We start from the raw sequence: 13,101 nt of genomic DNA, 5'->3' as shown, positions 1-13,101 counted from the left end.
TTTCTTCTTTACATCGTTTTTATTACTTCATATATTGTTCTAGTGTTTAATCTACTGAGTTGTTATGCATCCACGTTACGCAGCTATTTTTGGTATAGAAAACCTTGAACTAAATCAGCATTATCGTCCTAAAAATACTGACTCTACTTTAGCCGTTTCACAAAGCACTCCAGCTGAGCCTTTAGTGCTGAGCAAGCAGTTATTAAGTGATATACATTTAAGTGCACCTTCTTTAACAATTAATCATGTTTTAAAAGGGGCTGACATACAGTTAACCGGCGATAAGCTTACACTACCAACCTCACAGCTCAGTGCTTCTGATAAGCGCGCTTTATGGGCTTTAATGAGCACACACCTTGATAAACTTTAAACCTGTAAACGAAAGCGCAATAGCACAATTAATGGCTATTGAAACTGCCTGCCACTCTCATCCTTGGTCTCTTAAAACAATGAGCTCTTGCATGGGGGGCCGTTACTTTAATTTAGCGGCGTTTGATGAAAACACTCTGGTAGGTTTTTATATAGGTGAAAAGGCAGGACCTGACTTTACCCTTATGGATATATGTGTAACGCCCAGTGAGCAAGGTAAAGGCATTGCAAGGCAGTTACTTAGCCAGTTTATTGAATATGGCGAGCAGCAAAATGCTGAAAACCTTTTTTTAGAAGTACGCGAATCAAACGCGCGTGCAATAACGCTTTACGAACATGCTGGCTTTACGCAAATGTCGGTACGTAAAAACTATTACCCAAGCGATGAGCCCTCTAAAAATGGCTATGAAGACGCCATACTAATGGGTATGGCGCTTAACTTAGGGTTTAGTTAAAGGGTTAAATTAAGCGCTAAATAAACGTTTAAAGTAAAACACGTATTTTTAGGCTGTTTCTTTACTTTTAGCTATGGTTTGCTCAATAGCATTAATTAAATTTACAATTAATGTGGGGCGCTGCGCTTGGTCATTACTAAGCAGGTTTTCTTCTAGTAGCGCTGCACTGTGGTAAATATCGTCAAAATTAAAGCAACCAGCACTGCCTTTTAAGCTATGAGCTACGCTTCGAAGCGCCTCTGCATCGTTACTGGCTTTTAAGCTGTTTACCTTTTGCAAGTAACTTGGCAGGTTAGCCACATAGTTATCGTTAATTTGTTGAAACTTTTCACTTTTTAGTAAACTATCCCACTTGTTCTGATTATCTTTTTCAAGATTTAAGTAACTGACTAGCACGTTTTCAAGCGCGTCTTTATCAATGGGTTTTGCCAGCGCTTTATCGCAACCTGCCTCAATGTATGTGTCTATATCATGGTTCATTACATTGGCAGTAAGCGCGATAATGGGCCCATCGTAGGCTGCATGACGTAGCATTTTAGTTGCCTCAAGGCCGCCCATTACAGGCATTTGCATATCCATAATAATTAGCTGGTAGTCGTTTACTAACGCCATTTCTACTGCTTGTGCACCATTGTTAGCCATATCTGGCTCTAGGCCCCAGGTTTGTAAAAGCAGTTTTATAAGTAGCTGGTTATCGGGGTTATCTTCGGCAACTAATATGTTGGCATCAAAACTAGAAGTGGCAAACGACAAGAAAGGGTCTTTTTCTGGAATAAGCTGTGCTTGCTCAGTTAAAAGCTCAAGTGACTGTTTAGGCTCGTTAATATGGCAATCAACGGTAATAGCAAAGCGACTGCCTATGCCAATTTCGCTTTTTAAAGTAACATCGCCACCCAATAACTGCGCTAAGTTTTTAGAAATACATAAACCTAATCCTGTGCCTCCAAAGCGGCGCGTGGTGGTGGCATCGGCTTGTTCAAAAGGTTTAAATATACGCTCTATTTGGTGCTCAGACATACCAATACCGGTGTCTTTAACCACAAATTCAAGCTGCTGCTTACTTTGCAAATAATGCACACAAATTGACACCTTGCCTTGCTCGGTAAATTTTACGGCATTGCTGGCTATGTTTATTAAAATTTGTTTTAAACGCGTCATATCACTATAAATAGTGCGCGGTAATGGCAGCTCGTAATGAATGCTAAACCCGAGTTGTTTTTCGTGTGCTAGCGGTTCAATAATTGATTCTATATCGTGAACCAGCTGCACTACATTAAGGGGTGCTTGCTCTACAGCGAGCTTTTCTGCTTCTATTTTAGATAAATCGAGTATGTTGTTTATTAGCTCTAATAAGTGTTTAGAGTTTCGTAAAATGGTATTTAAATGCTGTTTGTCGTTAACCACTTTATCGTTAATTAATAACTGCTCGGTAAAGCCCATAATGGCCGTAAGTGGGGTGCGAATCTCGTGACTCATATTTGCTAAAAAACGGCTTTTAAGCTGGTTAGCTTGCTCTGCTTGAGCTATGGCAAGTTCAAGCTGGCTGTTCATCGCTTCGAGCGCTTTAGTACGGCTTTCTACTTTGTCTTCTAGGTGGTGTTTATATTCTTCTAGCTGCTCTTGGTAGTGTCTAATTTGGTTAATCATGTGGTTAAAATCGTTAAACAACACGCCGACTTCATCATTTGTATGAGCAGGTAAATTTACCGATAAATCACCATCACCTACACGGTGGCTGGCGGCCCCTAAAAGCTCAATTGGGTTTAGCAGTAAATTGCGCACAACCACAAAAATAAGGATAGGCAGGGTGATCACCGAAATTATCACAATTAAGCCTGTGATTAAGCTAATTGCCTTACCCGATTGATAAAGCACACCTTTTGGAATGGTTGATACAAAGTAATAACCGCCACTCATTTGTACAGCAAATATCATTCTTTCTATTTTATCTATGCTCGAAAGCTCAATCGTCGAAAGGGTGCCTACATCGGCTAAATCGTGAACCTGTTCAAGCTCGTGCTCGGTAATATATTGCCCACGTAAGCTGTAGTCTGAGCTAAATAAAATTTGCCCGTCGTTGGTTAGCAGTAAATTTAGGGTGTTGTTATAAGGCGCCTCTAAAATACTGGTGTTTAATATAGAAGGCTCAACTTGCAATACTATAAAGCCAAGTTGTTGTGGGCGTTTTAAATAGTAATCAACACTTTGTACGCGCTGTACAAAAAATAAGTTGGTGGTGCCGTCGTTGTTTTGCACCATAAATTGTTGTTGGCGCAAATTACTTTGCAGTACTTGCTTAAAAAATGGGTATGACTGCGGTGCGGTTGTTAAATTATTAGAATAATACGCGTCACTTTTACCACTGGCCGAGACTAAGTTAATACTAATTATATCTGGGTAGGCTTCGCTGTAACTGGCAAAAACATCCATTAGTGCCCCTAAGCGGCGGGTATAGCTGCCATCAGCATGAATGTCGTTTGATAAAAAATCGTTTAAAACAGGCGAGGTAGACAGTAGTTTTGCTGTTGAATGAAACGAGTCTATGTAGTTGAAAACCTTTTGTTGTTGCTGCTCAACAAAGCGACTCATTATAAGATCAGCCTGCTTTTGTGTTGAGTTGGTTACGTTAGTTAATGTAAAACCACCTAAAAACAACAAGGGTAATATAACCAGCGGGGTTATATACCATAATAATCGAATACTTAACTTACTGGTTTTCATGACCAAACTACTTATCCTCCGTGCAATCTAGCAATGATATGCGTTACGACTTTATTACACAAGAAGCGTAAGCTGATTTGGGTTAATTTAGCGTAAAAAAAGTGTGTATATAATTGGTTTAAACAAGGCTAGTGAGCACCGAAAGCGAGATTATATTTTAAGGTGCTATATTTAGCTTTATTTTAAATAAGTTAGCGGCTGCGCTGCTTAGTTTTTTAATTATATAGCTAACAGTGCAGTATCAATGCCTGTCATAAATTGAGCGCAAGGGGTAAACCCGTAGCGCTATTTTTATATTTATTAGTGTTTAGCACAATGCATTAAAATATGCGTTGTTAGGGCATTGGCATTAAGGGTAATTTAGCCACGCTTAAAATTAATGCGTGGCTTTAAAATGCTATTTATTTAAAGTATTACACATTTAAAAATTAGTTCTTTTGAGTGTGGGCCGTACCGTAAGAGCGCACTAAAAAGTTTATTGCTACTTCTACCCAGCGGTCTATATCTTTTTTAAGCACAGGCTGATCGGGGTGAGTTAAGTACATTAAATGTAGCTCACTGCGCATTAAGGCAACAAATAGGTTAGTGGCTTCTTCAATGTTTAATTCTTCAAAATCCAGCTCTTTAGATTCCACTGCCGCTTTTAAATAATTAGAGACCTTGTCTTTTACCACCCGCGGGCCAGAGTTATAAAACATATGACCTAGGGCGGGTAAGCGGGGGGCTTCAGCAACAACAATTCGGTATAAAGCCATGGCCGTCTCTGATAGAGCGATTTGTAAATAAGCATGCCCAAGGCGGCGTAAGTTTTCTGTTAAGTTGCCTGGCTTAAACGTTATATTATCGATTGATGCTGTAAATATTTCGCATTCGCTTTTAATGACCGCTAAAAATAAAATTTCTTTATTTGCAAAGTGAGCGTAAACCGTCGATTTTGATACGCCTGCCTCACGTTGGATCATGTCGGTGGTTGCACCATTAAAACCATGAATTAAAAATATTTTACGTGCAGCGTGTAATACCGTTCGTGCTTTTGCACCAAGCTCTAATTCACTTGGAGGCAGAGTGTTTTGGGCATTAGTGAGCGTTTTTGTCATTACATTTCACCTTGACATAATGTTAAATTACGCCTAGCATATCAAACCGAGCGGTACAGTTCAATTTGAGCTTTAAGTTAAGGGTGTTTTTAGCAGCTGTTAACTATCGGTATTACCCTGTTTAAATGTATTTAAGGTGTGACTAGGCAGCAATTAGCGTGCTTAGCTTTTTTTTGCTTATCACTCGAACCGAGCGGTACAGTACATAAATAATTATGTTATTAATTTAGGATTTAAAAATGGCTAATCAGTGTCTTAATAAAAGACTTTTTAATTATTCGCGGCATTCAGCTATTGCGCTTACATTAGCTGCGGCTTTGTCGGGTTGTGTAGTGGGTCCTAACTTTGAAGAGCCTAATACAAATATAAACAACGATGCTATAAAGCCAACTCCCGAATTTACTCAGCTACAACGCGGTAATGCTGAATTGGCGTGGAATTGGTGGACAATTTTAAACGATCCTATTTTAACGGAGCTAGAGCGCAAAGCACAGTTAGGTAATCTTGATTTACAGTTAGCATCAAGCCGAATTGCCCAAAGCCGCGCGGCATTGGGTATTGCATCGGCAGACCGCTTACCCAGTGTATCTGCTGGGTTTGACTACAAGCGCGAAGGGCTGAGCGAAAATGGTAAGTTTGTTGCACTTGGTGCGCCCTCAGACCCTGATAACTTTTGGCAGCTTGGTTTTGATGCCAGCTGGGAACTTGATTTATGGGGCCGTAATAAACGTGTTGAAGAAGGGGCCGTTGCTATGCTGCAGGCCTCTTTGTATGCGCGTGAAGCCGTGCGTGTTAGCTTAGCTGGCGAGGTGGCTAAAACGTATTTGTTACTGCGCAGTGCACAAACGCAGCTCAACATAACACACGAAAACAAAACTATTGCAGAGCGTGTGTTAAAGCTTGCACAAAGCCGCGAAAAAAACGGTGTAAGTACACGTTTTGAAACAATTAGTGCAAAAGCAGAGCTGGCAACAATTAATGCTGCGCTACCAGAGCAAACGCAGCGCCGTAATGTGTTAATGAACGCGCTTGCGTTGCTAGTAGGTGAAAAACCACGTGCCTTAAATACTTTGTTAGCCGAGCGTATTGCTGCGCCTGTTATGCCAAGCGAAATCCCTTCGGCTATTCCATCAGAGTTTGTGAAACGCCGCCCAGATATTTTACAAGCGCAAGCAAACTTACACAGCGCTGTTGCCGCTATTGGCGCGGCCGAAGCGAATTTTTACCCACGCATTACTTTAACGGGCTCATTAGGAGTTGAAGGGTATGCGCAGAGTGATTTATCAACCTGGGATTCACGTGTTTTTTCAATGGGACCAAATGTTTATTTGCCTATTTTTCAGGGGGGGCGCTTAAAGTCACAGCTTAAGCTTACTAAAGAGCGCGAGAAAAACGCGGCATTAACGTATCGTCAAACTGTACTAAAAGCGTGGCACGAAGTTGATAACGCAGTAGATGGCTGGGCTGCGCAGCAAAATCACCATCACAAAGTTGAAATTGCCCACGACTTTAATAAGCAGGCTTTACAAACCGTTGAAAGAGCCTACCAGCAAGGTGCAGCCGACTACCTTAGTGTTTTAACGGCGCAACGTAATTTATTAGCAAGCCAAACTAAGTTAAATAACAGTGCAACCAATGCCTCGATTGCGGTTGTAAATTTGTATAAATCTCTCGGTGGTGGCTGGAACCCAGACGCGTTACCTGAAAGTGCGCTTGCGCCCATGTCAGCCAAGGCGGAGGGCGAGTAATGAATGCAGTCACGATTAATGTGCCTGTACAAAATGCAGTACCTGTTGCTAAGCCCGCAGGGCCATCAAAACAAGCACTGGCTGGGCTATTAGGCATTTTTATTGCCGCTATGATGGCGGGTTTAAATAACCGAGTAGGGGCACTTGGATTAGCAGATGTTAGGGGCGTAATAGGGGCAAGTTTAGATGATGCCTCTTGGCTTTCAAGCGCCTATACCGTTGGGGAGCTAATCGCTATGCCTTTTGCTTCTTGGTTCGCCATTACGTTATCGGTTAGACGCTTTCATATTTCTATGGTGACTATATGTGGTGTTATTGCGGCTATTTTGCCTTTTATTAATGATTTAAACTTATTAATTGCACTGCGTTTTGTGCAAGGGGTAAGTAGTGGCGCACTCATACCTATATTAATGATGGCTGCACTTAAATTTTTACCCCCTAACATACGTTTACACGGTTTAGCGCTTTACGCCATGACCGCTACATTCGCTCCAAATTTAGCTATTTGGCTAAGCGGGCAGTGGGCTGATGTGTTATCGGACTGGCGCTGGATTTACTGGCAAGTTATTCCGCTTTGTATTATTGCAGGCTCACTAACTGCGTGGGGGCTCCCAAAAGAGGGCGTTAAATATGCGCGCTTTAAAGAAGGAAACTGGTTAGGCCTAGTATGCGGCGTATCGTCTTTGACGTTAATTGCCATCGCGCTTGATCAAGGTGTGCGTTTAGATTGGTTTAATTCATCGCTTATTAGTGTGTGTTTTTTTGGTGGGCTAATTTTATTTGGCTGCTACGTATTAACCGAGTGGCATCACAAAGCGCCATTTATGAGACCGCAATTATTAGGCCGTCGCAATTTAGGTATTGGTTCTGTACTGCTTACCATGTTGTTAGTGGTGTTGATGTCGGGCTCAATGTTGCCCTCAACCCATTTAGCCAGTTTGCATAGCTATAGAGCACTACAGCTAGCGCCAGTAGGGTTATTAATTGCGCTACCACAACTTGTACTTGGCTCGGTAGTGGCACTGCTTTTATACAAAAAATGGGTAGGCGCCCGCATTGTGATGTCAATTGGATTATTTTTAATTGCGCTGGCCTGTTTTAGCGGCGCACAAATTACGCCTTTATGGCATCGGGATCAATTTATCACAGCGCAGCTGTTGCAAGCATTTGGCCAGCCCATGGCAGTGGTCTCTATTTTATTTTTAATGACCAGTGTACTAGACCCAAGCGAAGGGCCGTTTTTTTCGGGAACCATAAACACATTACGTGTGTTTGGCTCGCTTATTGGCGGGGCTGTTGTGGGGCAGCTATTAACGGTGCGCAGTCATTTTCATAACGAAATGCTATTAGATCGCGCCTCACTGGTCGGTAATTCATTGGCAAACACCATACCTAATGATCAATTAGGTGGCGTTATTGCCCAGCAATCGTTAGTGATGTCGGTAGGTGATGCCTACTTGGTGCTTGGTGTGTTAGCACTTGTATTAATTCCGCTGGCGCTATGTATGAACTTTGTACCAGCCCCGAATCTTAGTAAATCTTAAATTTTAACCGTTGAGTAATATATTATGGCCTTACCAAAAGTAGTTAAATTAACCGTTGCAGCAACTATACTTGCCGTTGTTGCAGGCAGTATTATTTATCTTAATAAACCGGAGTCGCAAAGTGCAACTCAAACAACTGACGATGCCTACGTGCAAGCCGACTTTACCTTTGTGGCGCCTCAGGTATCTGGCACGGTAGATCAAGTACTCATTAAAGATAACCAGCGAGTACAAAAAGGCGATTTAATTGCCACCATAGATAATCGCGATTTTGTAGTGGCCCTAGATTCCGCTAAAGCCCAAGCTAATAGTGCTAAAGCTAGTGTAGCTAGCTTGCAAGCTAAGTTAACTTATCAAGATTCGCTGGTACAACAAGCGCAAGCTGCGGTAGAGGCCGACACTGCATCACTTAAATTAGCGCAGTTAAATTTAAAGCGTTATACCAACTTAGCAACCGATGGCTCAGGCACTGTGCAAGCACGAGAAGAAGCACAAGCAAAGCTGGCTATTCAAAAAGCAAACTTGCATAAAAACCAAGCAGGCCTTGCAGCAGCAAAGCAGCAGATTGAAATTTTACATGCCGATATTGAAAAAGCCAAAGCTGTGCTTGTACAAGCTAAAGCACGTGTAGTAGATGCCGAGCTTAAGTTATCGTACACCCAAATTACAGCGCCTATTGATGGCATAGTTGGCCAAAAATCGGTGCGTGTAGGGGCGTATGTAAACCCAGGCAGCCCGCTATTGGTTGTTGTACCGCTTGATAAAGTGTTTGTTAGTGCAAACTACCGTGAAACTCAACTAGCTAATGTAAAAGTAGGCCAAGAAGTTGAAATAAAAGTGGATGCACTACCAGGGCAAATTTTACGTGGCCACGTTGATAGCCTAAGCCCTGCCAGTGGCGTGAGCTACTCAGCCATTGGTGCACATAACGCCACTGGAAACTTCACCAAAATTGTGCAGCGCTTACCGGTTAAAATTAGCTTAGATGCAAACCAGCCGGCGCTTAAGCAGTTACGAGTAGGTATGTCGGTGGTGCCAAGTATTTCAATAACGCAGTAGCACATTGCGTTAATTACAGGGCCAGTAACCATGTTGCTGGCCCTTAAAATTAGTTACTCCTTCCTTTTGCATATAAAGCCAAGATATTTTTGAGTTAGATAGCACACTTTTATACCGACTCCTGTTACAATTGCCACTATTAAAAAATTAGCTATATGGCGTTAATTGTTGTCAATTTATTCACACTAAATTGCTCAAAGCCCAGTTAATAACGATCAACTTAACGGGTTGCCTTGCATACACTCAATGTTATGCATGTAACTTGGCATCAAACTAAAAGAACTTATTAATGGCAGACCAGAATATTATCAACGAAATTAGCAAGCGAAGGACTTTTGCAATCATATCGCACCCGGATGCTGGTAAAACCACCATCACCGAAAAAGTACTTTTGTTCGGACAAGCGATTCAAAAAGCCGGTACTGTAAAAGGCCGTGGCTCTAATCAGCATGCAAAGTCTGACTGGATGGAAATGGAAAAAGAGCGTGGTATATCGGTTACTACCTCTGTAATGCAGTTTCCGTATAACAATGCGCTGGTTAATTTACTTGATACCCCTGGACACGAAGACTTCTCAGAAGATACTTACCGTACATTGACCGCAGTAGATTCGTGTTTAATGGTTATTGATGCCGCAAAAGGTGTAGAAGAACGTACCCGTAAGCTAATGGAAGTTACGCGCCTACGTACCACGCCTATTGTTACCTTTATGAATAAGTGTGACCGTGATATTCGTGACCCAATGGAACTACTTGATGAAGTAGAAACAGAGCTAAATATTGCCTGTGCGCCTATTACTTGGCCAATTGGTTGTGGTAAAGAGTTTAAAGGTGTTTATCACATTCATAACGACGAAGCGGTTTTATACAAAACAGGCCAAGGTCATACTATTCAAGAAGTTCGCACTGTAAAAGGCCTAGATAACCCAGAGCTTGATACCGCCATTGGTGAAGAACTCGCTGAGCAATTACGTGAAGAGCTAGAGCTGGTAATTGGTGCCTCAAATGAGTTTGATCTTGAATTGTTTTTAGCGGGTGAGCTTTCACCGGTGTACTTTGGTACAGCCCTTGGTAACTTTGGTGTAGACCATGTACTTGATGGTTTAACGCAATGGGCACCAACGCCATTACCGCGCGAAACAGATGACCGCCAAGTAATCGCAACAGAAGAAAACTTTACTGGCTTTGTGTTTAAAATTCAGGCCAACATGGACCCTAAACACCGTGACCGCATTGCCTTTATGCGTATTGTGTCGGGCAAATACAGCCAAGGCATGAAAATGAACCACGTACGCCTTGGTAAGCAAATTAGTATTTCTGATGCGGTAACCTTTATGGCGGGCGATCGTGAGCGTGCAGCAGATGCATATGCGGGCGATATTATTGGTTTGCATAACCACGGTACCATTCAAATTGGTGATACCTTTACGCAAGGCGAAAAGCTTAAATTTAGCGGTATTCCTAACTTTGCTCCTGAGCTATTTCGTCGTATTCGTTTGCGCGATCCGCTTAAGCAAAAGCAGTTATTAAAAGGCTTAGTACAACTTTCTGAAGAAGGTGCTGTACAGGTATTTAGACCGCTTACTAACAACGATTTAATTGTAGGCGCGGTAGGTGTACTACAGTTTGACGTAGTTGTAGCGCGCTTAAAAGCTGAGTACAACGTAGATGCAATTTACGAAGGCGTAAATGTAAATACGGCACGTTGGGTAAGCAGCGACGATGTTAAAAAGTTTGAAGAGTTTAAACGTAAGTGCGAAAGCAACTTAGCACTCGATGGTGGCGATAACTTAACTTACATAGCACCGAGCCGTGTAAACCTTAACTTATCGGTAGAGCGTTACCCAGAAGTAACCTTTAACCATACGCGCGAAAACTAGAATCGACTGACTAAAGTTAACTGAAAGCCTGCTATGGCGGGCTTACAAAGGTAAATAATATAATGAACATTCGTACTATTTTAGTAGAAAAAGCCATTGCCGCCATGACCGCAGCAGGCCTACCAGAAGACACAAACCCAGCTGTTACACAAAGCACACGCCCACAGTTTGGTGATTACCAAATTAATGGTGCAATGGGCGCCGCTAAAAAAATGAAAAGCAACCCACGTGAGCTTGCGCAAAAAATTATTGATAACCTAGATGTAACCGACATCGCTGAAAAAACAGAAATTGCCGGCCCAGGTTTTATTAATATTCATTTAAAGCCTGAGTTTTTAGCCAACAGTGTAAAAGCAGCAAACAGCGATGCAAAACTGGCTGTAAACGAGCACGCAAACCCGCAAACTGTCGTGGTAGATTACTCATCACCTAACCTTGCAAAAGAAATGCACGTAGGCCATTTGCGTTCAACCATTATTGGTGATGCCATTGTACGTGCGCTTGAATTTAGAGGCGACAAAGTCATTCGTCAAAACCACATGGGCGATTGGGGCACACAGTTTGGTATGTTAATTGCGCATTTAGAAGATCAAATTAGCCAAGGCGTAGACTTAGAGTCGGTAGCGCTTGCTGATTTAGAAACGTTTTACCGCGATGCAAAAAAACGTTTTGACGATGAAGAAGGCTTTGCCGATAAAGCCCGTGACTATGTAGTTAAACTACAAGGTGGCGACGCGCACTGTGAAAAGCTATGGAAGCTATTTATAGCGACCTCTGTTAAGCACTCTGAGGAAGTTTACAAACGTCTAAATGTAACGCTTACCCAAGACGATATTATGGCTGAAAGTGCTTACAACAGTGAGCTTAACGATATTATTAGCCTGTTAAAAGATAAAAACATAGCGGTAGAGTCGCAAGGCGCACAAGTGGTGTTTTTAGATGAACTTGCCAATAAAGATGGTGAGCCATCTGCGTTTATCGTGCAAAAATCTGGCGGCGGCTTTTTATATGCAACCACCGATTTAGCCGCGTGTAACTACCGCTCAAACACCTTAGGTGCTGAGCGTATTTTAATATTTGTTGATGCACGCCAAAGCCTTCACTTTAATCAAGTGGAGCTTACCGCACGTAAAGCAGGCCTTTTACGCGATGAAACGAGCTACGAGTTTTGCCCGTTTGGCACCATGATGGGCGCCGATGGTAAACCATTTAAAACCCGTACAGGTGGTACAGTAAAACTTGCTGATTTACTTGAAGAATCAATTAGTCGTGCAGCAACAAAGCTTGCTGAGCGTGAATCTGATTTATCAGATCATGATCGCAGCGAAATTGCACGTAAAGTAGGTATTGGCGCTGTTAAATACGCTGATCTTTCTAAGCATCGTACCAGCGATTACATATTCAACTGGGACACCATGTTAAGCTTTGAAGGCGCAACAGCACCTTACTTACAATATGCTTACACCCGTGTGCGCAGTATTTTCCGTAAATCAGGTGTCGACGCCGCTACGCTAAATGCAGATGTAGCCATAGCCGAGCCGCAAGAAAAAGCACTCGCGCTTAAACTGTTACAGCTTGAAGAAGTCCTTGATTTAATGATCTCTGAGGCTACTCCGCACGTACTATGTAGCTACTTATACGAGCTAGCTAGCCTATACATGACATTCTACGAAGCCTGTCCAGTACTAAAAGAAGGCGTAGAGCCAAGCGTACGCGATAGCCGTTTAGTGTTATGTAATTTAGTGGCAGATACACTAAAAACAGGATTGGATTTGTTAGGCATTGAAGTCATGGAGCAAATGTAATCACCGTCGTATTTTAACCTAATACTGCGTTATCCACCCCAACTTACCCTAATCACATACAAACCGTATGCTCATAGGGATAAGTAGGGGTGAATGCCTTGTCTTAGGCTAGACTACATAGGTGAACCTTCTGCTTCGTGTAGTTCGCTTTGGCTGCGTTGGTAAAACTATTTAGCCTAAGTCACATACAAACCGTATGCTCCTTGGCATAAATAGTTTTATCGCCTTGCTAGCACTTCTACACTTGCAGATATCTGAGTTGTGTAGTTCGCTTTAGCTGCGTTGGTAAAATTATTTAGCCTAAGTCACATACAAACCGTATGCTCCTTGGCATAAATAGTTTTACCGCCTTGCTAGCACTCCTACACTTGCAGATGATTTTAGGCTTTACTTGACGAACTTTTGTAAGTTAATCAATTTTGTT

At 42.2% G+C, this 13,101-nt stretch carries 9 protein-coding genes; 7 read left to right on the top strand and 2 right to left on the bottom strand.

Annotation, left to right across the window (positions count from 1 at the left end):
- The first annotated feature begins 64 nt into the window (after window positions 1-64).
- Entirely contained in the window at window positions 65-370 is a 306-nt protein-coding gene (locus tag PAT01_RS18865; protein ID WP_138576870.1) for a BRCT domain-containing protein, read from the top strand.
- Window positions 357-824 (top strand): ribosomal protein S18-alanine N-acetyltransferase, encoded by a 468-nt coding sequence (gene rimI / locus PAT01_RS18860; protein WP_029772791.1) that lies wholly within the window; start codon window positions 357-359, stop codon window positions 822-824. The genes PAT01_RS18865 and rimI overlap by 14 nt, the downstream gene beginning before the upstream one ends.
- A gap of 48 nt (window positions 825-872) precedes the next feature.
- Here the strand turns inward: rimI and PAT01_RS18855 are convergent, their stop codons facing one another.
- A complete protein-coding gene (locus PAT01_RS18855; protein ID WP_054982743.1) occupies window positions 873-3,545 on the bottom strand; it encodes an ATP-binding protein in 2,673 nt (890 codons plus the stop codon).
- A gap of 428 nt (window positions 3,546-3,973) precedes the next feature.
- On the bottom strand, window positions 3,974-4,642 hold the full coding sequence (locus PAT01_RS18850) for a TetR/AcrR family transcriptional regulator (protein ID WP_024033146.1): 669 nt from the start codon (window positions 4,640-4,642) through the stop codon (window positions 3,974-3,976).
- Between the two features lie 239 nt (window positions 4,643-4,881).
- Between PAT01_RS18850 and PAT01_RS18845 the strand changes: the two genes are divergently transcribed.
- The 5 genes from PAT01_RS18845 (at window position 4,882) to argS (ending at window position 12,677) form a co-directional block, all read left to right on the top strand.
- Entirely contained in the window at window positions 4,882-6,390 is a 1,509-nt protein-coding gene (locus PAT01_RS18845; RefSeq protein WP_154945999.1) for an efflux transporter outer membrane subunit, read from the top strand.
- Window positions 6,390-7,934 carry an MFS transporter gene (locus PAT01_RS18840; protein ID WP_154945998.1) on the top strand — a complete coding sequence of 515 codons (1,545 nt, stop codon included), beginning with the start codon at window positions 6,390-6,392 and terminating at the stop codon, window positions 7,932-7,934. The genes PAT01_RS18845 and PAT01_RS18840 overlap by 1 nt, the downstream gene beginning before the upstream one ends.
- Before the next feature lie 24 nt (window positions 7,935-7,958).
- Window positions 7,959-8,993 carry an HlyD family secretion protein gene (locus tag PAT01_RS18835; protein WP_154945997.1) on the top strand — a complete coding sequence of 345 codons (1,035 nt, stop codon included), beginning with the start codon at window positions 7,959-7,961 and terminating at the stop codon, window positions 8,991-8,993.
- Between the two features lie 289 nt (window positions 8,994-9,282).
- On the top strand, window positions 9,283-10,872 hold the full coding sequence (gene prfC, locus PAT01_RS18830; RefSeq protein ID WP_004586154.1) for a peptide chain release factor 3: 1,590 nt from the start codon (window positions 9,283-9,285) through the stop codon (window positions 10,870-10,872).
- A gap of 62 nt (window positions 10,873-10,934) precedes the next feature.
- On the top strand, window positions 10,935-12,677 hold the full coding sequence (gene argS / locus PAT01_RS18825) for an arginine--tRNA ligase (RefSeq protein WP_154945996.1): 1,743 nt from the start codon (window positions 10,935-10,937) through the stop codon (window positions 12,675-12,677).
- Window positions 12,678-13,101: the final 424 nt, after the last annotated feature.

This window comes from Pseudoalteromonas atlantica, assembly GCA_007988745.1.
Lineage (GTDB): Bacteria > Pseudomonadota > Gammaproteobacteria > Enterobacterales > Alteromonadaceae > Pseudoalteromonas > Pseudoalteromonas atlantica.
The sequence above is the reverse complement of the archived record's forward strand: the minus strand, read 5'-3'. Positions and strand labels throughout refer to the sequence as shown.